This window comes from Bifidobacterium sp. LH_730 (genome assembly GCF_056355835.1).
The window spans coordinates 55065-79991 of the sequence record NZ_JBKETB010000001.1 but is presented as its reverse complement, the minus strand read 5'-3'; the positions used below and the strand labels follow the sequence as shown (position 1 = coordinate 79991).

Sequence of the window (24927 nt, the reverse complement as noted above, 5' to 3'; positions counted from 1 at the left end):
TTAGAGTCCGGCGACCTTGAAGATCACGTCGAGGATGATCTGGCCGAACAATGCGATGATCTGGCCGAACGCGGGCACGATCTGCTTCGGCGCGATCAGGATGACGCCCAGGGCGATGCCCGCCGAACACCACATGACCGAATGCTGCCCGTTGTACATCATCTGGCCGATGCCCGTGTTCGGCCACCACTTGCGCATCACCAGCAGGATGATGCACACGGCGATCACCACGCCGCCCAGGAACACGCACACGCCCGCCAAAGCCGTGTTCGCGAACAGGTTGTTCACGAAGCTCTCCAAACCGGTCTTCACCGGCTGCACGATCTGCGGGGCCGCCGCCAACGTGATCACGTCCTTGCCTTCCATGGGACTCACTCTCCTTCGCAACGGGCCCCATCCCCCTCTCGGGACGGGGCTTCCGGCGCGCCCCCTATGCGGCGAGGCGCATAGGGGGCGCGCATGGCACGGAAGAAAAGCGCGAAGGCGGACTCCCAATGGGATCCGAGGAAACGGGACAGGAAGGAGCCCGACCCCAACCGGCAGTACCTGCGATTGGTGGCCCGCAAGCTCAACACGGGACGCGGGCTCGCGTTCGCGAACCTCGCGCTCGTCATCGTCGTCCTCTACCTGCAGTTGAACCCCGCGCCCGTCCAAATGGAGACGCCCGCCGCCAGCCTGGATCCCATGGGCAAGCAGTACGCGTGGGCGCGCACCGAGGAATGGCTCCAAAACGGGCTGCCCCTCGGCGCGGAGCCGCGCATCGTCTCCTGGGACGGCAGCAAGGCCAGGACCGTGAGCGACGGCAGCAAGGACGTCAAGGCCCGCAGGCACGACCTGACCGTCGACACGTCCAGGGGATGGTGGAAGGTCCACACCGTCATCGAAGCCGACGGGAGCATGCTCGGCTACCCCACCGTCGAACGCGTCGACATGCCATTGAGCGGCGGCACGCCCGACACGGGCAAGGAGTGGACCGGCGTATTGCGCGAACTCGACCAGTCGGAGGCATTGACGAAGGCCCTCACGCAATGGGGCGCCGCCATCGTCGGCAAGGACAACGACCTGCTGACCGTCCTGATGAAGGACCCCGACCCGGACGCGAAATACGCGGCCCTCGCCATCGGCGAGGCCAAGGACACGCGCATCGACAAAGCCAACTATCTGAACGAAGGCAAGGTCGACAAGGACGCGCAGCAATCCGACAGGGCCGTCGTCAGGGTCACCGTCACCCTCGCCGCGCAGGGCGAGAACCTCGCGGAGACCCAGATGAGCTTCGACGTGAAGATCGCCGACCCGGACGGCACGCCCGCCGTGCTCGCCTGGGGGGCGCCCGGAGACGGCCCCACGCTGAAGGACTATCAGAACCGGTGGGAGGGCGTTCCCCCCGACTGGGAGCAGCAGGCCAAGAAGGACGGGGACGGGGAAACCATTCCGACGGAGGAACAATCCCACCAGGGGGAGACGCGATGATCGTCCACATCCTCGTCCACGGCATGCAAACCGATCTGGAGGTCGAACAAGGCATGCGCTGCGACTTCGACCACCTGCCCGCCGGAAACGCCACCCGCCCCAAGGACGTCAGGCATGCGCGCGGCGCCCTCATCACCCTGGTCGGCAAAAGCGCCGTCAGCGCCGAATACCACGAGCCCGGCGGCCTGTTCCACAACCGGGACAAGACCAGGCGCGTGCGCATCATGCACCGGCCGCTGGGAGCCCGCTTCTGGACCATCGACCCGGTCATCCGCAACCTCAGCATCCACCCCTAGGAAAAGGAAACCGTCATGCCCACGCACATGCTCGAAGCCATCCTCGTCATCACCACGACCATCCTCGCCATCCTCGGACTCATCGCCGTCGTCATCGGCGTCAGGGCGTTGGAGCGGCTCGGCCGCATCCTCAAGGAAGCCGACCCCGGCGCCCACTACACGCCCCGGGAACGCGTCGACTACGTGAAAGGCACCCTGCGGGCCGTGTGGAAGGGCGCGCGCGGACAGGCCAGCCGCATCGCCATGGAATCCCGCGAGGCCCGGCAGGCCGAATACGATAGGATCAGCGACAGCCGCGTCAGCGCCGCAGACGTCGGACTGCGGCTCGAACGGGAACGCCGCCACGCCCGACGCATGGGCGGAGGCATGAAGGCGGAGGACTGACACATGGCGGCACCAAGACATGGCAATCCCACGACCCGACGCGACAACACCAGGCGCAGGCGCCGCCAACGCACCCTCGCCATCGCCATGCTCGCCACGCTCGCCTGCGCGGGCCCCATCCTCGCCGCCAACATGCCCCACGACGCGACCGGCCCCATGCCCGTCGCCGCCGCGAGGGGCGGCGCCACCACCCGGTCGGACACCATGTTCACCACCACGAGCCGCAGCCTCATACGCGACCAGTGGACCATCGGCAGCCAGACCCCCGACGACGGGACCCTCACCCGCGTGCACGCCGCCACCGACACAGCCAGCACGCTCGCGGAGACCCGCGACAAGGACAGCCTCCCCCAGGATTGGAACGGCTCCCACGACACATTGGACACCGGCGTCAACACGTACGCGTACGGGCAATGCACCTGGTGGGCGTACGAACGACGCCACCAGCTCGACCTGCCCTCATTGAGCCACGCGGGCAACGCCAGGGACTGGGCGGCCGCGGCCACGGACGCAGGATATTGGACCGACCACACGCCGCGCGAAGGCGACATCGTCGTCTTCCAACCCGGACAGTCCGGCGCCGACCCCACCTACGGGCACGTCGCCATCGTGGAGCAGGTCCACGAGGACGGGAGCATCACCATCAGCGAAGCCAACGTCAACGGGCAGCCCGGCCCCTTCAAACGCGACATCAAAGGCGACAAGGTCTCGGAGCCCACGTACATCCACTACTGAACATTGACCGGGGAGGCCGGCGCGATCGGAGGGCCGCGCCGGCCTCCCCGCCATATGGAGGGGCCCGTCCCCCGGAATGATTCCGGAGAACGGGCCCCTCTGCTACGGCCGGGGTGGCCGGCTCATTTCCTGCTGCCGCGCAGGAGGATCGCCGAGCCCGCCAGGAGCATGACCGCGGCGACCGCCACGAGCACCACCCATTGGCCCTGGCCGGTGAACGGCATGCCGGACAGCCAGCCCTCGCTCGGGGTGACGCCCGCGTCCACGTCCGTCCAATCCGGTTTCGCCGTGTTCAGCACGATCGTGGGCGACGCCTCGCCGTAATCGTCCTCCCCGGTCTTCGCGTCCGAGTCCGCCCTTCCCGCGTCGTTCGGAATGTCCGTGTCGTTCACGTCGGCCTTGGTGAACGGGCTGCGCTTGACCTGGCTGAACTGTACCGTGTACTCGCCGTACCGCAGGCCGGTGAACGAGTATTCGCCCCGCTCATTGGTTTCGGTCACGGCGACCTGCGCGCCGTCCTTGTCGAACAGGACCACCTGTTGGCCGGGGATGCGCTCCGTCTCATCCGTGTCCCGCACGCCGTCCTCGTCCGTGTCACGCCAGTAGAGGCCGCTGATGCTGCCCTTCGGTGCGCCCGGCTTCACCTGGGTGACGGCGGGGATGGGCACGCCCACCTGGTCGCACGAATCCTCGTTCCCGGAGCTGAACCAGTGCTGCTGGCCGTCGAGCTTGTAGTCGGCGTCCGCCCGGCAGGTGGTGTTGCCGACGATGTCGTCGGTCGTCTCGTCATGCTTCGACGCGTCCGGCAGGTCCGGCGTGGTCTTGCCGCCCGCGTTCGGCGTGCCCGAGTACGGGGTGTCCGGGCTGTCGAACCAGGCCTGGTTGACGGCCAGTTTCTCCGCCTTGTCGCGCTGCACCCTGCCCTTGAAATGGAACACTACCCGGCCGCCCGGCTGCACGGTGAACGGCAGATTGTACACGCGCGTCGCATACCCATCCGCCGTGGTCTCCGAGATGGGCTCGACCGGCACGGCCGTAGGATCCGTGCTCTTGCCCGCGCCCTTCAACCCCGTGTCCACCGGGTTGCCGGAGCCGGTCATGGCGGTCGACCCGTATGCGTCGTAGCCGGCCTCCCGCACCTTGTCGCCGATGATGACCGAATGCTGGTAGCTCATCTCCACCCAGCTGGCGGTCAGACCGGTGTCGGCCGGCGTGGACACGATGTTCCCGGTGATGGCGCTGCCGTTGTCCCAGGCGCGCCCGTCATGCGCGTTTCCGTCCGCCAACTGGCCGTAGCCGTCCCAACCCCACGACCACACGTGGTTCGTGCCCGATTCGACGAGCATGCTCGACAGGTAGCCGGCGCTCACCTGGGTGAACTGCTTGTCGGCCAGCGCCGAGACCTTCGTCGGACTGCTGTTGGACGACGAGCCGCCCTGCTGCCTGTGGCTGTTGGAGGAACCCCACGCCCACACATGGTTCTCGGAGTCGAGCGCGAGGTTATGGTCGTCGCCCGCGTCCGCCATCAGGAACGTCGTGCCGGAGGCATTCGCCGACGCCGCGCCCGAGCCGGAGCCCTGGTACAGTTCGCCCGCCTCCGTGATGCCCAGCCACGTGTCGCCGAACGCCGACAACTGCGCGAACCTCACGCCCGCGTTCACCTCGCTCCACGAGTCCTTGCCACGGCCCGCCATCATGACGCCACCGTCCGTCTTCGCGGCGACCGTGAAGTCCGCGCCCGCCGCGACCGCGGTGAACTGGGTGCCCTGCTGCACTTGGGTAGGCGTGTTCCTGTCCGTCGCGTCGCCCGTGCCCAACTGGCCGTTCGAATCCGAACCCCACACATACAAGGCCCCGTCAAGGCCGACGCCCGCCGAATGCATGCCGCCCGCAGCCAGCTGCCTCCACGCGCCATCGATCGGCAGCGGAGTCGAACTATTGCTCGTGTCACCGGTGCCCAGCTGGCCATACATGTTGTAGCCCGACGCGTAGCCCGCGCCCGACTGGGAATCCCAGTACAACGTGTGGTTCGCAGTCGACGAAGCACGGTCAGCGCCACCAGGCTCAACACTCTCCGTGCCAGCAGTCGCACTCACATCCGACACCATGTCGCTCATGCGATCCGACAACGTGGAAGAAGTCGGGAACACGGAGGTGCCGGACGTCGACTCCGAATCATCGACTCCACCGGACAGACCCTGTACCTTGATGGTCGACCCGTCGGGCTTGACGAGCCACGCGCCGTCGGACGAGGCGACCAACGAGCCAAAGGTGGAGCCCAGCGGGTGGACGCCTGTGGCTGTGGTGATGGAGCCGGTCGCACCCTGTACCTTGATGGTCGACCCGTCGGGCTTGACGAGCCACGCGCCGTCGGACGAGGCGACCAACGAGCCACCGTTGGAATTCAATGGCCAATCGCCTGTGGCTGCGGTGATGGAGCCGGTCACACCCTGTACCTTGATGGTCGACCCGTCGGGCCTGACGAGCCACGCGCCGTCGGACGAGGCGACCAACGAGCCATCGTTGGATTCCAATGGCCAATCGCCTATGGCTGCGGTGATGGAGCCGGTCACACCCTGTACCTTGATGGTCGACCCGTCGGGCCTGACGAGCCACGCGCCGTCGGATGAGGCGACCAACGAGCCTTCGGCAGAATCCAACAGGTTGCTGCCTGTGGCTGCGGTGATGTCCAATGATGGCTCGCTAGTGGTCTTGCCCTTGTTTTCAACGGCAACGTCCCATGTGATATCGCAGTATTGGTCGTCCTTGTTGTCGCCGTCTTTGCATTTGACGCTGGTGGTCTTCTTGTCCAACGTGGCCTTGGGGTCGGGTTTCGCATACCCGTAGTCGACGTGCTTGAGGTCCTGGTCGATGGTGAGGTTGATCCTATCCGAGTTGTCCTTCGCGTCCTCCTTGAGTCTGTTGCTCCAGGAGCGCGTGTTGCTCACGGGCTTCGACTGCCCGTAATAGGTGGTGACGGTGGTCTGCACGCCGTCGTCCGTCACGGTGCCTTCGGAGCGCTTCACCTCGGTCATATAGGATCCGGAGTGCAGGTGGTCGAACAGGTAATACCCCTTGTCGTCGGTGCTGGTGGTGGCGAACGGCTTATCACCGGTCTTGTTGCCATCCTGGTCGACCTTCCACAGGGACACCTCGATGCCGGGGATCGTGTCCTCGTCCTTGCCTTGCAGCGTGTTCTCGTTCCTGTCCCACCAGACGGTGCCGCTGATCGAGCCCATGACGACGACCGATTGGGCGGGCCAGGGCACGTTCTCCGTGCTTGCGTCGACCCTGTTCGCGCCGATCCACAGATTGTACTTGTCCTTCTCCGTGTTCCCGTTCGGCTGGAGCGTCAGGGTGCCGCGGCTGGCCGCCAGGTTCGTGCCGTCCAACGCCTCCGGTTCGCTCGTCACGAGGATCGCCTTCACCTGGGCGCGCTCCGAGTCCGACAATTGGTCCCACGTCCTCCACTCGTACGCGTCCGGATCCTCCGAATTCAGATCCTGCGTGCTGTACTTGAGCGTCGTGCCCGTGGAGTTGTCCGCGTCCAGCGTGGGCTCTCCGGCCAGGGCGAGCGTGCCTTCGAACTTGCTGGACCCCATGTCGTATTCGTTCCACGAGCCGTCCGGACCCTTGTTATCGGCGCCGGTCATCGCCGCATCCTTGTTGGACGGCAGCTTGAGCACGGTGCGCATGCTCCCCTTGAGGTTCGAATCCTTCTTGTAGATGTTCCAATGGAAACGAATCGGATCGTCGATCTCCACCTTCGTCTGGTCGGCGCCCACCACGCCCGCGCTGCCCGAAGCCTTCGACACCACGTAGGACGCGCTCGCGGTCGCCTCCACGGAGAAGCCAGGGATCGTGCCCACCTGCGCGCCGTCCACATGCAGGACGAGGCTGCTCTGCGGGCTGCCGGACGCCTTGTTGGCGACCGTCCCATGCCATTTCACCATGGGCAGGCTCGCCTGTCCGGACTGCGAGTAGGAGGGGGTGACCGGGTTCGCGAGCGTGAACTCGAGGTTGTACGCGCACCCGTCCGAACCGGGCTTGCGGGTCATCTTCCACTGCAGGTTGTCGTTCACCGGGTCAAGGGTGCCCGCCGCCACGCACACCGTGACCCTGGGGGCGAGGGCCGTCTTCGACGACTGCACGTTCAGCACCCTCAGACCGTCGCCGGTGCTCCACGAGACCGTGTCGCCCGGGCGCGCGTCGTCGCGCCGGTTGCCGTCCGGATCCGTGACCGCCACACTGTAGTCGGCGGCCGCGGCCGGAGTGCCGGGGGCGACGATCACGTAATAGTCGGAGTCGATCTTGCTTCCCTCCACGTTCACCGCGTTCGCGAACGTGCCGGTCATCGCGTCGGACGCGGTCACGTTCGACTGGCCCGGGTCGCCGCTCGCCGTCACGAGGAAGCTGATCTCGAGCGTGCCCGCCCCCGCCTCGCCGCCGAACGGCAGACTGTCGGAGAGCTTGACGCGCATGCCGCGCGCCGTCTTCGGATCGGGTTCGCCCGTCCGCCATCCGGCCGTCTCGTCACTGGCATCGGCGCGTTTCGTCGTCCATTCGAGCGTGTAATCCTCCGGACTGATGTCGACGCCGCCCATGGTGACCTTCAGGTCGCCCAGCCAGCTGCTGTTCCGATCCCAGTTGTCGCCCATGATGACGTTGCACTGGTCGGCGCATCCGGTGATCCGGTTCGCGTAGGCGTGCAGGATGGTGCGCACCTGGGTGCCTTGGCTGACCTTGTCCGCGTAGCCGGAATGGTAGACGGTCTGGCCGGAGTCGTTCGCGTTCTCGAACGACCGGTTCTCCTCGTCGAAGATCGTGTACCCGTTCGCATCCGGCTTCTCCAGGGTCTTCCAGAAGATCGCGCCCGCCGGCGGATCGTACCGGTCGATGATGGCTCGCGACCAGTTGTTGTTCGCATACGGGTAGCCGCGGATCGCGCCCGTCTTCGCATCATACGTGCTTTCGTCCCGGCCCATGCCGCGGCCCGGCTCGGAGCCGTCGCCCAGGTTCATGAGGACGTCGTCGCCCTCGCCCGTGCTGAAGCTGCCCTCGTCGGTCTCCACGCCGATCGCCAGGTACTGGGTGGTGTCCTTCTCCATCGGCTTCTTCATGTCCGCGTACTTGAAGCTGTAGGAGAGGCGCTTGCCGCCCGTCAGACCGGAGACCTTGATCTTCCCGTTGCTGACGGTCAGGGGCTTGCCGTCCATGGTCCACGTGGTGGAGGCGGGGAATTCGCTCACGTCGATCGTGCCGCTCCACGCGCCCTGCGTGCTCGCGCCATGCGACGAATACCCCTGGTAGTGCAGTTGGACGACCTTCAGATCGAACCAGCCGTCCGCGGTCCCGCCGTCGCTCCAGGAGAGGCGCCGCTCCACGCTGCGCTGGTTGTCGGGCATGCCGCCGTTGTCGACCTCCAGGTCGGCGGCCGGCGCGCTCACCACGGTCACCGGGTCCGCCCGGTACACGGTCTCCTCGCCCCCGTCGCGGCTCACGCCCGCAGTGACCAACTGGTTCTCGACGGCCTTGCCGCCCGTGTCCCTGGCGCGCATGACGACGCTCTGCGTCATGCTCTCCACCGCGCCCGCGGGCACCGTGTACGAGCATGTGTCGCCGGAGCGTTTCGCGGTCACCAGGCGTCCGTTCGTGCAGAAGCTGCCGCCCACGATCGAGTCGAGCATGGGCGCCTGGCTCATGTCGAACCTGACGTCCACCGTGCGTTTGCGGGCCGCCGTGAACTCGAGGCGGATCCGGTATTCCACCGTGTCCCCGCTCGCGACCACGCCGTCCGTCGGGCTGTCGTCGCCGGGCGCGAACCCGTTCTTCGAATTGACGAACGACTGGGCGGCCGTCCCATGCCCGGTGCCGTCCGCCACCTTCTCCAGTTTCGCCGTCGCATACGGGGGCGCCGACGATTCTGCCGCCCGGGCGGGCAGGCTGGCGCCCATCGTGCCCGTGACGAGGACCAGGGGGAGGAGCATGGCGAGGGCCAGCATGAGGCCGAGCGGCCTTGAGGCGTGTGCGCGCATGGACGGTACCTTTCTCGAAGCGAATGGCATTCTGGTCCGGCTCCTATGCGGACACCGGACTCCCCCGCGCATAGGAACAGCGCCGTGAACACAAGACAGGCCATCGTCCCCATCCTCCTGCTCGCGATCGGCATCACCGCCCCGCCCGCCCACGCCACGGAGACAGGGGCCGTCGCATCCGCGCGCAGCTTCCCAGGCATGGAATCCACCCGCACCGATCCGAGGGTCGAGGCGACCGCGGTCACAGGCGAGGGAGACTGGGGAGGCATCGAACGACTGGACGTGCCCGAAAGCCCCAATCCCATCCAACAGGCGCGGGCCGCCAGCCGAAGCTCACAACGAAACACCGCCCCCAGCCAGCCGCTCCGATCCGGCGACCCGGATGCGATCGCCAGGCTCGCCATCCAGCAATCGGGAGCCCCCTACATGGCCGGAGGCAACACGCCCGCCGGATGGGACTGCTCGGGCTTCGTCCAATGGGTCTACCTGCAGGCCGGCATCCGACTGCCCCGCACGTCCGGGGCGCAGGCCACGGTCGGACAGGCCGTGCCCTCGTTGGCCGACGCACGGCCCGGCGACATCATCGCCAACGCGACGCATGCCGCGATATACGTGGGGGACGGGTTGGTCGCCAACGCGCTGCTGCCGGGCCTGGGCACCCAGGTCACCGGATTGAACGTGTTTTATGGCGGCTATTCCATCCGCCGCGTCATCGAATAGGAAGGGGAACGGGGAGTGAACAAGGCGCGCATCGTCTTCGCGGCGTTCATGGCCGCCACCGCGCTGCCCTGCGCCGCCTACCTCATATGGGCGGCCATGCAGGCGGGAATCTGACCGGTCATTGCGCGCGGCATTGGGCGACCGTCGACTCCAACGCCTCCCGCTCGTCCTGGCTGACCGCCAGACCGTACTTGTCCTTCACGCCGATCCTACGCAACGCGAAGTCGCAGCGAGCGGCCGGACCGTCGGGCAGCCACAGTCCATCGGCGGACGACCGTTCATGCGCCTCCACGCTCGCCGCACTGGCCGCCAGCAGGTTCGACTCGTCGTTGGCGAATTCGCGGCGTTTTTTGTCCGACCATGAGCTGGCGCCCGAATCCCACGCCTCCTCCAGGGAGACCACATGGTCGACGAGCACTCGTCTCGACGTGTCGGTCCCATACGTGAACTCGACCCTCTTCCCCGAATACGGGTCCGTCAGCGTGCCCGACGTGACCCGGCACTGCGAGTCCTTCTTCGCATCCTGCAAATCGCGTTCGAGGATCGTGTCCCGGGTCGTCGCCTTCCCGCAACCGTTCGACGCCCAGTTGCCGAACCGCGCCCAACGGTCGAACGACTCCGCGTCGGCGTTGGCTTTCTCCACGCTCTCCGGCTCCGGCAGCGCCTTGGCGAGCGTGTCCGCGCGCGCCCACACATCCGCCATCGACGGCTCGGTTTCGGCATCGGACGAACCGTCATCGGGACCAGACAGGCTCCCAAGCAGACCATCATCGGACGCTTGCCCGCTTTCCTCATCCCGGCCCGACACGACGCCAAGCCACGCCGCCCACTCCTGCGCGCTCGTGGCGCCCGGACGGCCCGGATAACCCCGCGGCGTCGTCAACGCCTCCGTGGTCACGCCCGGATCGCCCACCCCGACGTTGGACGACAACGATCGCCATCCCCCGGAGCTGACCAGCACCACGAGGCATATGCACACGAGCAGGCACGTGCCGCACGCACTCAAAAACCCCATGATCCCGTTCCTGCCGCCCATGGGTCACGCCACCTGGTCGTAGAGGGGCAACTGCACGAGCCTGGCGACCCAGTCGAACAAACCCTGCCAGGAGCCCAGGGAGAACCCGAGGATGCCCGCGAACCCGGAGATCAGGACGATGGCCAGGAGGAAAGCGCACGCGCGCAACGCAAGATCCACCGCACGGAACGACTGGCGGAACGCAAAACCCACCAGGAAAAAGCCCAGCAGGACGGCAAGAAACAGCGCGATCGCGGCCGGCGACAACACGTTGGACCAAAAGGCGCGCCAACCATAGGCGACGATATCGGCGATACTCATGGTACGCCCACTATGCGAGACGGACGCCTCCCCCGGGGAAAGCCCCGGCCCATCCGGCGTCAATCCTCCAGGTAACGCTGCAGGTCCTCGGGCGCCGTCGAAGCCAACGCGCGGCGCCCCATGTCGTAATAGTCGAGCATCCGCCGGCTCGACCAGCCGCCCGACGCCTGGATGTCGACGTCCGGGACGCCGGCATCGCGGCTGAGGGTGCAGAAGGTGCGGCGCAGCGAATGCGGCGTGATGCCCGGCAGGCCGGCCACGAACGCGACCGACGAGACGACCACCACGGCGTCACGATCCGTCATCCTGCGCCCGGCACGCCTGAACACCGGTCCGGCGGAACGCATCCCGAGATGCGCGCGGAGCGCGTCGGCGACCGCCGGGGCAAGGGCGACGCGCTGCATCCAGTCGAACTTGCGGTGCAGGAACACCCACGGGCGGGCGTCGTCATGGAAGTCTCCGGCATCAAGCTCCAGCGTCTCGCCGATCCTCGTGCCGTTGAGCAGAAGCAGCAAGCACAGGGCCACGGTCTGCCCGTCGGCCCGCGTCGCCGCGTCAAGGAACCGCCTCGCCTGCGCGCGGTCGAGGCTGGTGCCCTCGCTATGGCCGGCGAGACGGGGACGCCGCACATGCTCGCCCGGATCATGGCCGATCGCGCCATCCTCGCGGGCACGCCGATACAGGCCGCACACGACCGACAGAGCGGTGGCCGCGGTCGTCCTGGCCTTCCCCTCCCGCAGAAGACACTGCCCGTATACCTCGATGTGGGTGCGCGTGGCCCGACCGGGGTCGATCCGGTTCTCCCGGCACCAGCGCAGCCAGTCGCGCACCCGGTACCTGTACGCGGGCCGGGTGCGCGGGGACAATCCGGCGATGTATCCGGCGACGGCACGGTCGAAATCGCTCAACGCCTCCATACGCGCACGGTCTCCTTCACTATCAGAGGCTTGTCGGCCGGCCCCTTGACATACGGCGGTATCCATTGGCGGCGCCGCAGCGAATGGCCGGGACCATACGCCTGGTCACGCCAGAAGCCGCGCACGATGAACCGGTGCGAGTATCCGCGCCGACCGTCCCCGCCCTCCCCCGGCCCGCCTCCGGCCCCATGGAGGTTCTCTCGCAGGACGAGCATCTTGACCTTGCGGACCTCGGGCTCGTACCGCGCCGGAAGCCTGTCGGACGGCGCCGGACAGGGAAGGGAGACCCGGCATACGCGCGGCTGCGCGCTCAACGCCCATATGGCGCGCAGAAGCATGCCCCACCGCGGTGGGAGCCCCCCATGGGATTCGAAGAGGAACGGCGCCAACGGGATGCCGGGATCGTAGTCCCGCACGCACCCCGGGTCGCTGGTGTAGGGCAGCACGCCGGTCGGCAGCCTCTCCCCGTCGGCCGCGTGCGCCCGCCACTGGATGGCGTCGATGGACACCTCGCCATGCCCGCGCGCAGGGAAGTCGGCACGGTATTCGGCCGGCAGGCCTCCCTCGAAGACGACCAGTCCGGTCGGAGACGGAACGTCGACCTCGGGAAGCCCGCCGTCGCGCGCCGCCTCGACGGCGAGCGCGGCCATGTCGCGGCTGACCCACCATATCGGGGCCGAGGCGAGCGCGTCGGCCGCATCCCATGCCTCGTCCAGGATCCGCTCGTAGGCGGACGCGTCGGCGCCGCGCAACGCCTGCCGCGCGTCCCTCGCGAGCCTGTCGCGGATGTACGGCAGCCATATGGGCGTCAGCCGCGGCCTGCGCCCGTTCTTCCTCCCCATGGTCAGACCTGCGCGCCGTCGGCGCGCCCCTCCGGCCATGCCCGACCGGTCCCGGCGCGGCCGGCCTCTCCGCCGGCTGTCGTTCGTCGCATCGTCCGGCATCGGCCGCGGCATACGGGGGTGGGCCCGTGCGATGCGCTATTCCTCGTTCTCATAGGGGTCCTGTTCGTCGTCGTAGAAGAGGATCCTCGCTCCGGATCCCTCGTGGACGCGCTGGGCGACGGCCCTCGTCCATGCCGCCGGCATCATGCGCCCGTCGCGGAAGCGGTCGTTGCGCGCGGCGCACACATAGTCGCCGCGCAGGGCCACGCCGCGCGCAACCTCCTCGTCGAACCTGCGCTTGAGGTCCGTGATCTGCCGGACGATGCGCTCGGGCGGGCACAGGGTCCGCTCCCAGCGTTTGACGCTGACCTCGGACACGTCCCAGCGTTCGGCGAGCCAGCGGGTCGTCAACCCCATCGATTCGCGGAGGCACTTGAGCTCCGCCGACGTCATGGTCATGTCGGACCTCCTCGACCCGGGTTTCAGTCTTCGTTCTCGACGGAGATGTTCAGGAAGGCCTCCGCGTCGCCGGTGTGCTCGTGGCCGAGGAACCGGCGGATGCGGTCGATGGCCTCGGCGACGCCATCCTGCGTGGCGTCGAAGATCTCGTCGAGCTTGTCCCCGAGGTCGCGGCGGTCCTCGAGGACGTAGGTCCTGTTGGTGGTGTTGTCGGTGAGTCTGATCATTTTCGGAGCCTTTCCCGATCTTGCGGGTCTGGTCCCGCGCATCCCCGGCGCCTTCGACGATAACACGCTATGTACCAAAAAGGTACACAGCGTGTCGCAGCCATTCGCCACACGCCGGCGACACGCATCCCGCCCGGACGGGGCGCCCCGCATAGACGGCATGCCATGGACGAACGCCACGATGGCAACGACAACGACCGGAGACCCAACGGACCCAATCCCATCCTCGTCGTCATATGGATTCTCGTCGTCGCAGGCCTCGTCCTCGCCGCGCCAACGCTCGCACGATGGGACCCCGGCGACAACCGGCCGCAGGACGGGACCGTGCAGACCGAGATCTAGGGGACGCATGGGAAACCCAGACGACAATCCCCCAGAGAGAAGGACGGAAACCATGACCGCCATCGACCACAACGGACTCACCCCGCGACTGAACGAACTCATCGAACGCGAGGTCAACCGCATCCACGGCCAACGCCACGACACCGACCCCAGCATCATCCGCCGCGACCTCCGGCAAATGGTCAGCACCCTCACCCTCGACCCCGACGGCGACGAAGAGGACGGCATCAGCCTCCTCGAGGGAAGGCTTTCTCCCGTCGCGGCAGACGTGTGACCGCCTCCAGCACTAAAGGCAAAATGCCTTATCGGGAATCAAGACAAGCTCTATTCGCATAATATTTGAGTCTTTTCCCCACGCCCGTGGGGATGCCCCCTGCATGAGGTGCAGGCGCAGCTTGCGCAGGCTCTTTTCCCCACGTCTGTGGGGATGACCCCATGCGAGCCACATCCTATGCACGAGGGGCTTGCTTTTCCCCACGCCAGTGGGGATGACCCCTGGGTGTAGGAGTCTTGGTCTGGAAAGAGCGTCTTTCCCCCACACCCGTGGGGATGCCCTCGATGGCATGCATCGGCGATTTTCCCCACGCTCGCGGGGACGCTCCACTCTGACGAGGTTCGCTCCGGCCCGACGCATGCGGTCAGGCATGATATCATCGTTCATTCTCGTCGATCAGCCGTGGCTGCCAACGGTCGGGCTCGACGGCACGCGCCGCGACCTAAGCCTGGACAGCCTGTTCCGGAACGCCGGCCGCATCCGGCGCCTCGATCTGGCGGACCCGTTGGAACGCTTCGCCATCACCCGACTCCTGCTCGCCGTCATGTACGCGGCCGACGTGGACAACACCACGCCCAGCCAGTACCTCGACGAGCATCGTGAACTGTTCGACATCATGGACCCCGACCGGCCGTTCATGCAGATGCCCGGCATGCGCCCCGCCGGCAGGGACAACACGCTCGGCATCACCCGCCTCCACCCGTTGCTGTCCCGCCCCATGTGGCGCCCGTTCGACGCGAGCAAACCCACCGACCCCGCCACCACCGCGCGCCTGCTCGTCACCTGCCACCAGTACGACGCGGCCGGCATCCACACCGGCATGACGGGCGACCCCAGCCAGAGGAACGGCAAAAGCTACGCGAAGGGCGTCGCCCAGGCGGGAGGACTGTTCCTCATCCACGCCGAAGGAGACACGCTCGCAGAAACCCTGGAACTCAACCATGTGCCCGACGGGTCGGGAAGCCGACCCTTCTGGGAGACCACGCCAGGCTACGGGGACCCCAAGGACCCCATTGCCGTCGGATGCGCGGGCTCCTACACGTGGCCCTCACGCCTGATCAACCTCGACTGGGACGGAGACGGCATGTGCCGGACCGCCTACGTCACCAACCACTGGCACGCCACCTGGCACGACAAACTCCAAATGCCCGGCATGAAAAGCAAGCCGTTCCCCACGGGCGAGCCGTGCGCGTTCCGGCGCGAGGACGGGAAGTCCGGCGGGTTGAAGCCCGCGCGAAGCATGACGGGCGACCGGACCCCATTGTGGATGCGTTGGGACAGGCTCATGGACCACGCCCTACGACCCCCAGTCGTCGACCATGCGCTCCGCCATCACGACAGCCTGGTCTTCGAGACACTGGCCGTCCAATGGGGATCCCAGGACAGTTGCGTGGCCGGCCTGCGCAACGACAGGCTCACCATCGGCAAGGACATCCTCCAAGAAGACCCGACCAAGATCGTCGAAGCCGGACGCGCCCTACGCAAGACCCTCCCCCGCACGGAGGCCGACCAGGCCATGGCGGAATGGATCGCCGGCGGAAAGCATCCGACGGCATGAGCGTCATCGAGACACGGTTCCTCGACCAGGCCCATCGTCGCCTCGACCGGCTCCAGGACGCGTACCTGGAGGACCGGCCCGGCGCGCGGGGCGACCTCGCCATCATCCGCCGCGCCTGGCCGAAACCCACGGGAAGCGACCCCGAGGCCGCAAGGCTCGTCCTGGCCGGCATCACTCCCTTCCACGCGCCACGCAGCCTGCGCGACGCCACATGGGACGCGTTCGGACTGTACGCCATCCACCAGCAAAGCATCCACGGCCAGGGCATGCACGAGCCGGGCCGGACCATGGGCGCGATGCTCGCCCGGCTCATCGAAGAGGACCCTGACTGTCGGACGGACATCGACCGGCTCCTCCACGCGCGCGACACCCGGCAGGCAAACCTATTGTGCCGGCCCGTCATCGCGCTCATGCGCGTCCACCGGATGCCACTCGACCATGCGCGTCTCGCATGGGACCTCCACCGGTGGAACGATCCGAGACGGCGCCCCAAGGTCATCGCCGAATGGTCCCGCGCCGACGCGGACGCATGAGACCCGTCGCACGATCCACGACACAAAAGGAGCCCCATCATGGCGCGATACGTCGAAATCCACATCCTCCAGACCCTGCCGCCCGCATGCCTCAACCGCGACAGGGACAACCAGCCCAAGACCGTGCGCTACGGCGGCTGGACCCGCATGCGAGTCTCCAGCCAGGCATGGAAGCGCGCATGCCGGCAGGCGTTCAACGAACGGTTGAAGCCGGAGCAATTGGGCAAACGCAGCCGCGAATTCACCGGCATGATCCTCGACCGGCTGCCCGAAGACAAACGCGGGCATGAGCGGACGGTCGACGCGTGCCGCCAGCTGATCGCCACGCTCGGCATCCCCGAGGACGCGGACCGTCCCGGACAGACCGCCGCCGTCCAGTTCATCGGCGAACGCCAATGGCAGCGTTTCGCCGATCTGATCGCCGAAACGCTCGACGAGGAGGATCCCATCCAGGCCGTCAAGGACCGGAAAAAACAAGCCCGCGACATCTTCGTCGACGAGCACAGCGTGGACGTCGCCCTGTTCGGGCGCATGAGCGCCGGCGACGACACCGAAGCCAACCGCGTCGACGCCGCCTGCCAGGTCGCCCACGCCATCGGCATCACCCCGTCCGACATCGAATACGACTTCTACACGGCCATCGACGACCACTCCGGACAGGCCATCGAACCCGAGAATGACGGAACGTCCACCGGCGCCGCGCACCTGAGCAGCACCGGATACACCACTAGCACCGTCTACCGGTATGCGTGCATCGACGTCGACCAACTGGCCCGGAACCTCGCCGGCGACACGGACGCCCTCCGGCAGGCCATCGCCGCGTTCCTCGACGCGTTCGCCACCAGCATGCCTACCGGCAAGCAGAACGCTTTCGCGGCTTTCACCCTCCCCGACTTCACCGCCATCGACATACGCGACGACCGGCCCGTCAACCTCGCCGCCGCATTCGAACAACCCATCCGCCGCGACACGATCCCCACCGCCACGCGACGGCTCCTCGAACAGTGCGACGACTATCTGAACACGTTCGGCCTGCACGAGCCCGCCATGTGGATCACCGCCACCCGACAGGCCATGCAAGGCCTCGACGAAGACCAGCAGGATATGCCCATCCCCCTGCCCGATGCCATCCGCGAAGCCGCCGACCGGGCCGTGGAGGCATGACGGCATGCCCACGCTCCTGATCACACTCCAGGGACCGCTCCAATCATGGGGCGGCCCCGACGGCTACCAGCGGCGCGGCACCATGCCGCGCCCCACGAAAAGCGGCGTCATCGGCATGCTCGCCGGCATGCTCGGACGCCCCCGCGACACGGACAACACGGATCTCGCACGCATGCGCATGGGCGTGCGCGTCGACAAACCCGGCCGGATCCTCGACGATCTGCAGACCATGGGCCGCAAACCCCACGGCGACCATAAGCCGCTCCCCCTACAGGACAAGACCTACCTCATGGACGCCAGGTTCACCGTCGGACTCGAGACAAACGACGTCGCCCTGCTCGACCGACTGATGGACGCCATCGCACGGCCCACGCACCCACCCTACCTAGGACGCCGCTCCTGCCCGCCCGCAGGCCCCATCCCCGCAAGCATCCACCCCGATGCATTGGAGGCGGCGCTCGAAGACCACGGGCACGACCTATGGGTCGAGGACCCGGCGGGCGGCATCCTCGAATGGACGCACCCATTGCCCAACCGTAGGTTCGGCGCCACCGCCATGCGACGCATCCCCGCCCGCGGGGACGTCGACTTCTTCCAGATCGTCAAGGAGGCCACGCGATGAGTCTGTTCGCCAAAGCGACCCTCGACCCCTATAATCCGACCGTCAGACGCCTGTTGTCCGACCGGCAGGCGCTCCACGCCGTCATCGCCGCAGCGACCGACGGCAGCGAGCGCCCATTGTGGCGGCTCGACGGGGACCGCATCTGGATCACGGGCGACCGGATCGACCCCGACCGTCTCTCCGTGCGACTCGGCGGAGCCATCGTCCGCGTCACCGACTACCAGCCGTTCCTCGGCCGGCTTGAGGCCGGGCAACGCCGCGGCTTCTCGATCGAAGCCAACATCGTCCGCACCAATCCCATGAGCGGACGACGCGAACCCATCCGAGACCCGCAGAAGCAGACCGAATGGCTCGCCCGACAATTCGACAGGAATAGCCTGAACCTCGTCGATTCCAGCGTGCGGACGAACCGCGCGCTGCGCTTCCAACGTGGCCGACAGACAGTCACCATCCAGGCGACCCTCGTCGAAGGAACCCTCGACATCACCGACCCACGGGACGCGGTTCACGCGCTCCTCACCGGCATGGGCAAGGCGCGTGGATATGGCATGGGCATGCTTCTCCTGCGCGGGCAGGAAAGCTAAAGCAAAACGTTTCATTCCGCCTTAAGACAGACTTGATTCCTTGAAAAACTTAAGTCCCTTCCCCGCGTATGCGGGGATGCTCCCTCCTCCGCGGTCAACGTGCTGGGCAGCGCCAACCCTTCCCCGCGTATGAGGGGATGCTCCCGCGCGCACGGAGCCGTTCCACGCGCCCTCCTTCCCTTCCCCGCGTATGCGGGGATGCTCCTCCCGACTTTTTACTTTTCCGTCAGGAATGGCTCTCTTCCCCACGCACGTGGGGATGCTTCTCCCGTCGTCTGCGCTCGCACGCTACCGTCCGGGTATACTTCCCCGCGCACGCGGGGTTGGCCCAGTCCGGCTTCTCCACGTCTTTCTCCACACATGTGGGGACGATCCCGCGCCAGACACTTCGTCCAAATCGAGCCACACGTTTTCCCCGCATAATCGGAGATTATTTCATTCATCAGGACGCATAACAGAGGAAATGCGTTCCATTGGAAGGAAGGTTCCCCGCTATGGCATCATCCGATGTAATCCAGCCGGTTGCCCAACGAGTCAGCAGTATCGAGGATGGCGCGAAGCTCGCGCGAAGACTCGACGCCCCATTGCGCAAACCGCTGCTGATCATCACCCCGTTGCTGTCGTCGCACCAACCGCACATCGACCCGGTGGAGGCGGCCCGTCGCCTGCCGAACGCGGATGTCGTCCTGCTCGACGGCATGGCGACGGACGGCTTCAACCGGCTGCGCGACGGGGAGGGCGCGTGGAACGGCAGCGTGCGGGCGTTCCTGCCGGGCGGCCGCACGAAATGGTGGGGCGCATCCGCGTTTCCGCCCGAGGAGATGCTCGACGCGATATGCGCGTGGATAGACCCGAAGCCGGTCAAGGGCGCGCCGAAGCATCCGTTGTTGGATAGGATCAACGTGTTGGAGAACAGGGTCCGCCAACTTGAGGAGGAGAACAAGGAACTACGCGGACAAGCCACCGATGCCATTGCGGTCGACGATGCGTGGTTCGCGGATCCTGCGCAGGCCATGGACCTGCGCATACGAATCGCATGGGCTCGACGAATACCCGCCGGCGACAAGGAAGCCCTTGCCCTGCCCGCCCGTTGGTCATACTCTCCCATGTTCTTCCAGTCGATGCCCGAAAGCCTCGACCCGATGAAGACGGCCGACATCATGGTGGAAGCCCTCACCGGTCTGGATACGAGTAGTCCCGCCCGCCGCCTGCACATGCTGCGCAGGACCGCCGTCGGCGGCAGCGGATACGAGACCGGCGACTGGGGCAAACCCATATGGCGGTCCAGCTACGGCGCGTACGCCACATCACCCTCCCTGCACTACACGCGCGACGACCACAATGACATCGTTTTTTTGGAGGCAGGCCTGCACGACGACAACCTCTCGGGAAGGACCGCGAAGACCAGCCGCAGATGAACGGGGACGCATAGTCCGGGACATGAGCACACGTTCGAAATTCCTCCCCATCATCCTCGCCACCGTCATGCTGTGCGCGCTCCCCACGCCCGCGCACGCGGCGCCCACGGGGAGCGTGCCCGCGGGACAGGACGCGGCGCAAGTATTGTCCACCCTGCCGGTGCGCGACCAAGGGCATGCGGGCTCGGACCGCAAGAAGCATGATTGGAACCAAGTCGACGGCCGTCAGGGCTCGTTCAACACGCGCGACCTCGTGCTCGAGCGCGACATGGGCAACGTGGAATACAAGTCGAACGGGCGCGTCAAGTCGGGCACGTTGAAGGACCCGTACACGAACACGGTCATCTCGTTCGAGAGCGGTTCGGGCGCGCAGCATGACGGCGGCATCCAGATCGACCACGTGGTCGCCTACGCGGAGGCGTACAACAGCGGGCTCGACCAGTACGACGAGGCGACGCGCGACCGGTACTACAACGACCCCGACGTGCTGCTCGCCGTCCAGAACAAGGCCAACACCACCAAGAGCGACAAGGACGCCGCCCACTGGCAGCCCGACAACACCGGGTTCGCCTGCCAGTACGCGAGCCTCCAGATCGGCATCAAAGCCAAATGGGGACTGAGCGTCGACGCGACGGAACGACAGGCCCTCTCCTCCACATTGGCGGCATGCCCCGGCCAGCAGATCATCGCCACCAATCAGGTGCGGGGCATCATGGACGGACTCGACCAGCAGCCCCAGCCCGACGACTCGAAGCTCCCCACCGTCACCAGCCCCGACGCGAACACGGGCAATGGCGTGCTCGACGGACTGGGATCCCTGATCGGCGGAGGCAAGGACGACGAAGGCTCCGGCCAGGACCATGATGCGAAGGCCGACGGCGGCATGTGGACGAGCACGACCACCGGCATCATAGCCGTCGTCGTCCTCGTCGCGGGACTCCTCATCGGCGGCGGACGAGGCGGACGGCGACGCCGCTAAGCCCCGGGCGCGCGGAGGGGCGCGGGCGGATCGGCGCGGCGCAAGCCGGGTTCCCGCCTCCCCGCCTTCCCCTCCATTCTTCCCCATTTCCCTTCCTTCTCTCTCTCTTGCTTTCTTCTCCCATCTCATCCGAAACCTGGGCCATCGAATCCTCCTCCACATTCAAGGCAAAACAACCCGGCCCCACGCACTCCCCAATACAACCAAACGCAACCACCCGAATACGCGACATAAGAAACCGACCAAAGAAACCCACGCACCCAAGGCAACCACAACAACGAAAAGAAACAAAAGAGAACAAACGATACTACGCAAACAAAATCAATAACCGTAATCAATCAAACACAAACACAAATCATCATCCAATCACTCTCCTATCGAAGGTCGAAAAACAGGGCGCGCGAAAAACCGGGGAAAAACACTATTCCAGCCGACCGGCATGGGCGCCGCCGAACCACGCCTTCCGGACGCATCCATCCGAGAGAAGACTATCCAACGGAACAGGAGGCCCAAATGCCCGGACTAGCGGTCACCTTCCAGACCGTCACGCTCGACGAGACGCAGGACCCGTGGCTCGCCTGCGCCGCCGGCGCGCTCCGCCTCGCCCACGCCACGCCCGAGCAACGGGACCATGCTCGCGACATGATGCGCGCCGACTGGCGGCCCACCATCCGGCATCTCACGCACATCCCCATCCCCACGCCCAAGCCGACGAGCGATGACTGGCGGTGGCTGCGCCAACACCCGTTGACGCTCGGCATGGACGCGATCCCCTGGGCGGACGCGGGCGAATGCGCGCGCCAACAGGTCGCCAACGACCAGCCCATCGGACTCGCCGGAGCCCGCGCCCTCGCCGTCGCCATGGGCGCGCACGTGGCGCGCCACCACCCCCACGAATGGGCCGTCGCCATGACGGCGCTCATGCCCGGCCGCGCGCGCGGACTCGCCGACCAACTCCCCTTGGACCCGCGGCTCGGCTGGGAAAGCCGGCTCGCCATCCCCGACACGCTCTACCCCGGGTCCACGGGCGTGGACGCATGCAAGGTCATGGCATGCGAGGACATGCAGGAGTGGGGCGCGCGGACAGCGGCGAACGACACGACCGTGACGCAGGTGGACGCGCGCACGTGGCCCGCGTTGGATCGGCTGAGCCTGCGCGGCTGGTGGAGGGACGAGCCCGATTTCTAGGCGTGTGCGCGCATAGACGCGCCGCATGCTTCAATTCGAATGCCATTACCCCGCGCAGGTGCCCACCAGGGACGGTGGGAAGGTCGACTTCCATCCCGAGTCCGACGGCAGCCACCGCGAACTCTTGGACCGGCAGATCGCCAAGTTCAAGGCCAGGAACCCGGATGCGAAGAACGCGCAGTTGGAGTCCATCGACAAGGACCGGCGGGTCGCCATCCTCGTCGACCGGTCGGTCGCGGTCATCGAACAGGAGTCGCCCGACCGCAAGCTCGTCCAACTGGAGGCCAGCCAGCAGAAACCCAGCATGGGAGACAAGGTCGCCACCCAATACGAACGCCGCCTCGCCGGCTTCAAGATGACCGAATTCCGCCCCTACGAGGGGCTTGCCGTGTTCGAAAAACTCACCCCCGAGCAGGCGACCGCGCGCGGCCTGCTGACCGCCGCGCTCGGCTTGAAACCATGGGACGCGAAGCTGGAGCCCACCGAGGAGACCGACAAGCAGGGGCGCCACGGGTGGAGGGTCACGCTCGGACAGGGCGTCGTCTACCAGCCCAGCAAACACGACGGCAAAACGCAGGAGGCATGCGAGCAGATCGGCGCCTACGGATGGTGGTTCGAGGCGGACGCACGTGCCGGAATCATCGTCATCCACCCTGGCGAACCCGCGAACTTCGAGAAGGCCCATCCCCTGCCCGCCGACACGCTGGGCGACGCGAAGTGGCGGGATAAGACGCCGTTCGGCGTGCTCCTGCCGAAGGCGGGCAGCCTGCCGTATGACACGGCGTGCGTCGACTGGCGCGAGGGCGCGTTCCTGCTGGCCGGAGGTTCCGGAGGATCCGGAAAAACTGTCTTCGCGAACGCGCTGCTCGCGGAGCAGATCGCGCAGGGCGTGGACCTGACGATCATCGACACGAAGAGCAAAAGCACCGACTATTTCTGGGCGCGCCCGTTCGTCAAACCCGGGCACTGGGGGTGCGAGAGCGTGTTCCAGGCGGCTGGCGTGCTCAACAACCTCGTCGCGGAAATGGACCATGGGGAACGCGCGAAGGCGTGGGCGGAGAACGCGTGGCAATCCTGGTACGACATCCCCGACTGGGCGAAGGAGAAATTCCCCATCCACGTGATCGTCGTCGACGAATACTCGTCCCTCGTGGACGAGCAGGCCGCGGTCAAGAGCATCCCCAACCCGGACAAGATCCTCCCGCCCATCATCCGCCAACAGTACAAGGGGTACGCGGAGTATCTGATCCGCTACAACGTGACCCGCATCCTGCGCCTCGCCCGGTTCATGGGCTACCGGCTCATGCTGTTCAGCCAGACCATCAACGACAAGAGCGGCCTCGGCCCCACGATCCGCGACCTGTTCCAACAGCGCGTCGCCATGGGCCCCAACCCGTCCGAAAGCCTCGAGAAGGGCGTGTTCCACGACCTGCCCGGAATGCCCAGCGTGCCCGCCCATATCGTCGAGTCGGGACGAGGCAAGGGCGTGGGCCGCGGCGAGTTCGAGGGACTCGGGTCGCGCATCTTCAAGACCTGGTGGGCGGGCCGCGACGGCATGGTGGACACGGAATGGTACGGGCGCACGCTCGCCGGCATGGGCTTCCTGCCCGACTGGGTGGACCGCGACCGGTACTTCAACACGATCGGCAAGCACGGGCCCGACGATCCGATCGACGCGCAGTACATGCACGAACTGACGGACCGCATCAGTCTCCCGTTGGACAAGGCGATCGCCACCGACCAAATCCTCTCCGAGCTGCGGAACGCGCTCGCTGACGCGGAGGCGAACTTCGGTGGTGGCGGCGATGATGAGGGCGAACCGGCGTCTTCCTCTGAGTCCTCTCCGTCGGGCGGAAACGATGACCCCGCCCCTATCCCCGGCGCTCCGCCGGCCCCGGTACCGTCCGCTTCCGGCGAGGGCACGCAGGTGATGGACGTGGAGAACCTGGCGAGGTTCATGCGTGGCCGCGGCTAAAGGGTGGGCGGTCCAATTCGACATCGCCAGGTCGATGTACATGGGAGTGCTGGACGAGGATACGGTCGAGGAGAGGGCCAGGCGCCGCGCCAGGTTGCGCCGTCATGGCCGGAGCGTGTGGCGGCAGGCGAAGGCGAACGGCGCGCACCGTGTGGACCGTTTCGTCATGGTCGTCATGGTGGCCGGCACCGGGGAGCCTCCCATGCTGGCGGTCGAGACGTTGAAGCCGCTGGTGGACGCGGGCACGGACGTGGGATTGTGGCCGGACGACGACCCGTTCCACCGAGTCCTCACCCTGTATGCGAGGGATCCGAACTGGTGTCCGCGCGGCCGGGTGCGCGTGAGCGTCGCGGTCATCCCGTTGGCGCCCGTGGATGGTCCGCCGGGCTGCATGCTCCGCCTCACGCCCGGTGCGCGCGCCGCGCTCGTCGGACTAAGCATCCCCGACCGGTCATGGTTGACGAGCAACATGCGCCTGCCCGTCCGCCAACGGCAGGCGAGGCAGAACCAGGTGATGCGGCAGGCGGCCCCGCTGTGGAGAGACAAGAGTTTGCCTGGACAGGTCGGACTCCTCGTCGGCGTGCGCTATCCGGACGCGCGGCGGGAATGGGTCGGCGACCCCGATAATGTCGCGGAGACTTTGACCGCCGCGTGGGGCGCGGGCGCCATGCTCGGCACGGTCCCCAGGGAACCCATGTTCACCGGCTTCTACCTATTGGACGGGCAGGCGGATCCGCACGAGCATGATCTCGCGATGCTCGCCTACACGTTGCCCGAACGGTTCGACCTGCTCGGCGGACTGCTCGGACAGGGCGCATAGGACGGAT

Annotated in this window: 25 protein-coding genes; 17 read left to right on the top strand and 8 right to left on the bottom strand. The window is 66.7% G+C overall.

Going from position 1 to position 24927, the window contains the following annotated elements:
* The gene (locus AC1AUD_RS00345; protein WP_476571019.1) at positions 1-366 is read right to left on the bottom strand and encodes a hypothetical protein; all 366 of its coding nucleotides are present in this window, start codon (positions 364-366) and stop codon (positions 1-3) included.
* 93 nt (positions 367-459) lie between these two features.
* On the opposite strand from AC1AUD_RS00345, the gene AC1AUD_RS00340 reads away from it, so the two are divergent.
* Genes AC1AUD_RS00340 through AC1AUD_RS00325 form a run of 4 tightly spaced genes read left to right on the top strand, consistent with a single transcriptional unit; the run spans position 460 to position 2885 of the window.
* Positions 460-1470, top strand: a complete 1011-nt coding sequence (locus tag AC1AUD_RS00340) for a hypothetical protein (RefSeq protein ID WP_476571017.1) — start codon at positions 460-462, stop codon at positions 1468-1470.
* Positions 1467-1766, top strand: a complete 300-nt coding sequence (locus AC1AUD_RS00335; RefSeq protein WP_476571015.1) for a hypothetical protein — start codon at positions 1467-1469, stop codon at positions 1764-1766. Before AC1AUD_RS00340 ends, AC1AUD_RS00335 begins: the two co-directional genes overlap by 4 nt.
* Positions 1767-1781: 15 nt before the next feature.
* Complete coding sequence (locus AC1AUD_RS00330) at positions 1782-2150, top strand: hypothetical protein (protein ID WP_476571013.1); 369 nt, start codon at positions 1782-1784, stop codon at positions 2148-2150.
* A gap of 3 nt (positions 2151-2153) precedes the next feature.
* Entirely contained in the window at positions 2154-2885 is a 732-nt protein-coding gene (locus tag AC1AUD_RS00325; RefSeq protein WP_476571011.1) for a CHAP domain-containing protein, read from the top strand.
* A gap of 122 nt (positions 2886-3007) precedes the next feature.
* On the opposite strand, the gene AC1AUD_RS00320 is transcribed toward AC1AUD_RS00325, so the two are convergent.
* Positions 3008-8920, bottom strand: coding sequence for an SdrD B-like domain-containing protein (locus AC1AUD_RS00320; RefSeq protein ID WP_476571009.1), 5913 nt, complete (start codon positions 8918-8920; stop codon positions 3008-3010).
* An 84-nt stretch (positions 8921-9004) separates the two neighbouring features.
* Between AC1AUD_RS00320 and AC1AUD_RS00315 the strand changes: the two genes are divergently transcribed.
* Complete coding sequence (locus AC1AUD_RS00315) at positions 9005-9640, top strand: C40 family peptidase (protein WP_476571007.1); 636 nt, start codon at positions 9005-9007, stop codon at positions 9638-9640.
* A gap of 118 nt (positions 9641-9758) precedes the next feature.
* On the opposite strand, the gene AC1AUD_RS00310 is transcribed toward AC1AUD_RS00315, so the two are convergent.
* The 6 genes from AC1AUD_RS00310 to AC1AUD_RS00285 all read right to left on the bottom strand — a co-directional run bounded on the left by AC1AUD_RS00310 (position 9759) and on the right by AC1AUD_RS00285 (position 13463).
* Positions 9759-10655: an HNH endonuclease family protein gene (locus tag AC1AUD_RS00310; protein WP_476571005.1), complete on the bottom strand. Its 897-nt coding sequence runs from the start codon at positions 10653-10655 to the stop codon at positions 9759-9761.
* A gap of 24 nt (positions 10656-10679) precedes the next feature.
* On the bottom strand, positions 10680-10976 hold the full coding sequence (locus tag AC1AUD_RS00305; RefSeq protein WP_476571003.1) for a hypothetical protein: 297 nt from the start codon (positions 10974-10976) through the stop codon (positions 10680-10682).
* A gap of 59 nt (positions 10977-11035) precedes the next feature.
* A complete protein-coding gene (locus tag AC1AUD_RS00300; RefSeq protein WP_476571001.1) occupies positions 11036-11893 on the bottom strand; it encodes a tyrosine-type recombinase/integrase in 858 nt (285 codons plus the stop codon).
* Positions 11881-12735 carry a hypothetical protein gene (locus tag AC1AUD_RS00295; RefSeq protein ID WP_476570999.1) on the bottom strand — a complete coding sequence of 285 codons (855 nt, stop codon included), beginning with the start codon at positions 12733-12735 and terminating at the stop codon, positions 11881-11883. Before AC1AUD_RS00295 ends, AC1AUD_RS00300 begins: the two co-directional genes overlap by 13 nt.
* 138 nt (positions 12736-12873) lie before the next feature.
* Positions 12874-13236 (bottom strand): helix-turn-helix domain-containing protein, encoded by a 363-nt coding sequence (locus AC1AUD_RS00290; protein ID WP_476570997.1) that lies wholly within the window; start codon positions 13234-13236, stop codon positions 12874-12876.
* A gap of 23 nt (positions 13237-13259) precedes the next feature.
* Complete coding sequence (locus tag AC1AUD_RS00285) at positions 13260-13463, bottom strand: hypothetical protein (RefSeq protein WP_476570995.1); 204 nt, start codon at positions 13461-13463, stop codon at positions 13260-13262.
* Between the two features lie 165 nt (positions 13464-13628).
* Here AC1AUD_RS00285 and AC1AUD_RS00280 point away from each other — a divergent pair, with 165 nt between their 5' ends.
* The 12 genes from AC1AUD_RS00280 to AC1AUD_RS00225 all read left to right on the top strand — a co-directional run bounded on the left by AC1AUD_RS00280 (position 13629) and on the right by AC1AUD_RS00225 (position 24920).
* The gene (locus tag AC1AUD_RS00280) at positions 13629-13805 is read left to right on the top strand and encodes a hypothetical protein (RefSeq protein ID WP_476570993.1); all 177 of its coding nucleotides are present in this window, start codon (positions 13629-13631) and stop codon (positions 13803-13805) included.
* 52 nt (positions 13806-13857) lie between these two features.
* The gene (locus AC1AUD_RS00275) at positions 13858-14079 is read left to right on the top strand and encodes a hypothetical protein (RefSeq protein ID WP_476570991.1); all 222 of its coding nucleotides are present in this window, start codon (positions 13858-13860) and stop codon (positions 14077-14079) included.
* A 370-nt stretch (positions 14080-14449) separates the two neighbouring features.
* Positions 14450-15637 carry a type I-E CRISPR-associated protein Cse1/CasA gene (locus AC1AUD_RS00270; protein WP_476570989.1) on the top strand — a complete coding sequence of 396 codons (1188 nt, stop codon included), beginning with the start codon at positions 14450-14452 and terminating at the stop codon, positions 15635-15637.
* Positions 15634-16170, top strand: coding sequence for a type I-E CRISPR-associated protein Cse2/CasB (gene casB / locus AC1AUD_RS00265; RefSeq protein ID WP_476570987.1), 537 nt, complete (start codon positions 15634-15636; stop codon positions 16168-16170). The genes AC1AUD_RS00270 and casB overlap by 4 nt, the downstream gene beginning before the upstream one ends.
* 39 nt (positions 16171-16209) lie before the next feature.
* Positions 16210-17334 carry a type I-E CRISPR-associated protein Cas7/Cse4/CasC gene (cas7e, locus tag AC1AUD_RS00260; protein ID WP_476570985.1) on the top strand — a complete coding sequence of 375 codons (1125 nt, stop codon included), beginning with the start codon at positions 16210-16212 and terminating at the stop codon, positions 17332-17334.
* A 4-nt stretch (positions 17335-17338) separates the two neighbouring features.
* Entirely contained in the window at positions 17339-17956 is a 618-nt protein-coding gene (gene cas5e / locus AC1AUD_RS00255; protein ID WP_476570983.1) for a type I-E CRISPR-associated protein Cas5/CasD, read from the top strand.
* Positions 17953-18540, top strand: a complete 588-nt coding sequence (cas6e, locus tag AC1AUD_RS00250) for a type I-E CRISPR-associated protein Cas6/Cse3/CasE (protein ID WP_476570981.1) — start codon at positions 17953-17955, stop codon at positions 18538-18540. The genes cas5e and cas6e overlap by 4 nt, the downstream gene beginning before the upstream one ends.
* A 494-nt stretch (positions 18541-19034) precedes the next feature.
* A complete protein-coding gene (locus AC1AUD_RS00245; protein WP_476570979.1) occupies positions 19035-19958 on the top strand; it encodes a hypothetical protein in 924 nt (307 codons plus the stop codon).
* Positions 19959-19980: 22 nt separating this feature from the next.
* The gene (locus AC1AUD_RS00240; RefSeq protein ID WP_476570977.1) at positions 19981-20937 is read left to right on the top strand and encodes an HNH endonuclease family protein; all 957 of its coding nucleotides are present in this window, start codon (positions 19981-19983) and stop codon (positions 20935-20937) included.
* 513 nt (positions 20938-21450) lie between these two features.
* Positions 21451-22125 (top strand): hypothetical protein, encoded by a 675-nt coding sequence (locus AC1AUD_RS00235; RefSeq protein ID WP_476570975.1) that lies wholly within the window; start codon positions 21451-21453, stop codon positions 22123-22125.
* 25 nt (positions 22126-22150) lie between these two features.
* Positions 22151-24100, top strand: coding sequence for a hypothetical protein (locus tag AC1AUD_RS00230; RefSeq protein WP_476570973.1), 1950 nt, complete (start codon positions 22151-22153; stop codon positions 24098-24100).
* Positions 24087-24920 (top strand): hypothetical protein, encoded by an 834-nt coding sequence (locus AC1AUD_RS00225; RefSeq protein WP_476570971.1) that lies wholly within the window; start codon positions 24087-24089, stop codon positions 24918-24920. Before AC1AUD_RS00230 ends, AC1AUD_RS00225 begins: the two co-directional genes overlap by 14 nt.
* The last annotated feature ends 7 nt before the right edge of the window (positions 24921-24927 follow it).

What these genes read in the sequence shown, in the direction of transcription:
- AC1AUD_RS00295 (WP_476570999.1), bottom strand. Translation starts at nt 12,735, where the DNA reads ATGGGGAGGAAGAACGGGCGCAGGCCGCGGCTGACGCCCATATGGCTG.
- cas7e (WP_476570985.1), top strand. Translation starts at nt 16,210, where the DNA reads ATGGCGCGATACGTCGAAATCCACATCCTCCAGACCCTGCCGCCCGCA.
- AC1AUD_RS00275 (WP_476570991.1), top strand. Translation starts at nt 13,858, where the DNA reads ATGACCGCCATCGACCACAACGGACTCACCCCGCGACTGAACGAACTC.
- AC1AUD_RS00340 (WP_476571017.1), top strand. Translation starts at nt 460, where the DNA reads ATGGCACGGAAGAAAAGCGCGAAGGCGGACTCCCAATGGGATCCGAGG.
- AC1AUD_RS00325 (WP_476571011.1), top strand. Translation starts at nt 2,154, where the DNA reads ATGGCGGCACCAAGACATGGCAATCCCACGACCCGACGCGACAACACC.
- AC1AUD_RS00240 (WP_476570977.1), top strand. Translation starts at nt 19,981, where the DNA reads ATGAGCACACGTTCGAAATTCCTCCCCATCATCCTCGCCACCGTCATG.
- AC1AUD_RS00270 (WP_476570989.1), top strand. Translation starts at nt 14,450, where the DNA reads ATGATATCATCGTTCATTCTCGTCGATCAGCCGTGGCTGCCAACGGTC.
- AC1AUD_RS00245 (WP_476570979.1), top strand. Translation starts at nt 19,035, where the DNA reads ATGGCATCATCCGATGTAATCCAGCCGGTTGCCCAACGAGTCAGCAGT.
- AC1AUD_RS00345 (WP_476571019.1), bottom strand. Translation starts at nt 366, where the DNA reads ATGGAAGGCAAGGACGTGATCACGTTGGCGGCGGCCCCGCAGATCGTG.
- AC1AUD_RS00310 (WP_476571005.1), bottom strand. Translation starts at nt 10,655, where the DNA reads ATGGGGTTTTTGAGTGCGTGCGGCACGTGCCTGCTCGTGTGCATATGC.
- AC1AUD_RS00290 (WP_476570997.1), bottom strand. Translation starts at nt 13,236, where the DNA reads ATGACCATGACGTCGGCGGAGCTCAAGTGCCTCCGCGAATCGATGGGG.
- AC1AUD_RS00320 (WP_476571009.1), bottom strand. Translation starts at nt 8,920, where the DNA reads ATGCGCGCACACGCCTCAAGGCCGCTCGGCCTCATGCTGGCCCTCGCC.
- casB (WP_476570987.1), top strand. Translation starts at nt 15,634, where the DNA reads ATGAGCGTCATCGAGACACGGTTCCTCGACCAGGCCCATCGTCGCCTC.
- AC1AUD_RS00235 (WP_476570975.1), top strand. Translation starts at nt 21,451, where the DNA reads ATGCCCGGACTAGCGGTCACCTTCCAGACCGTCACGCTCGACGAGACG.
- AC1AUD_RS00330 (WP_476571013.1), top strand. Translation starts at nt 1,782, where the DNA reads ATGCCCACGCACATGCTCGAAGCCATCCTCGTCATCACCACGACCATC.
- AC1AUD_RS00305 (WP_476571003.1), bottom strand. Translation starts at nt 10,976, where the DNA reads ATGAGTATCGCCGATATCGTCGCCTATGGTTGGCGCGCCTTTTGGTCC.
- AC1AUD_RS00280 (WP_476570993.1), top strand. Translation starts at nt 13,629, where the DNA reads ATGGACGAACGCCACGATGGCAACGACAACGACCGGAGACCCAACGGA.
- AC1AUD_RS00285 (WP_476570995.1), bottom strand. Translation starts at nt 13,463, where the DNA reads ATGATCAGACTCACCGACAACACCACCAACAGGACCTACGTCCTCGAG.
- AC1AUD_RS00335 (WP_476571015.1), top strand. Translation starts at nt 1,467, where the DNA reads ATGATCGTCCACATCCTCGTCCACGGCATGCAAACCGATCTGGAGGTC.
- AC1AUD_RS00230 (WP_476570973.1), top strand. Translation starts at nt 22,151, where the DNA reads ATGCTTCAATTCGAATGCCATTACCCCGCGCAGGTGCCCACCAGGGAC.
- AC1AUD_RS00300 (WP_476571001.1), bottom strand. Translation starts at nt 11,893, where the DNA reads ATGGAGGCGTTGAGCGATTTCGACCGTGCCGTCGCCGGATACATCGCC.
- cas6e (WP_476570981.1), top strand. Translation starts at nt 17,953, where the DNA reads ATGAGTCTGTTCGCCAAAGCGACCCTCGACCCCTATAATCCGACCGTC.
- cas5e (WP_476570983.1), top strand. Translation starts at nt 17,339, where the DNA reads ATGCCCACGCTCCTGATCACACTCCAGGGACCGCTCCAATCATGGGGC.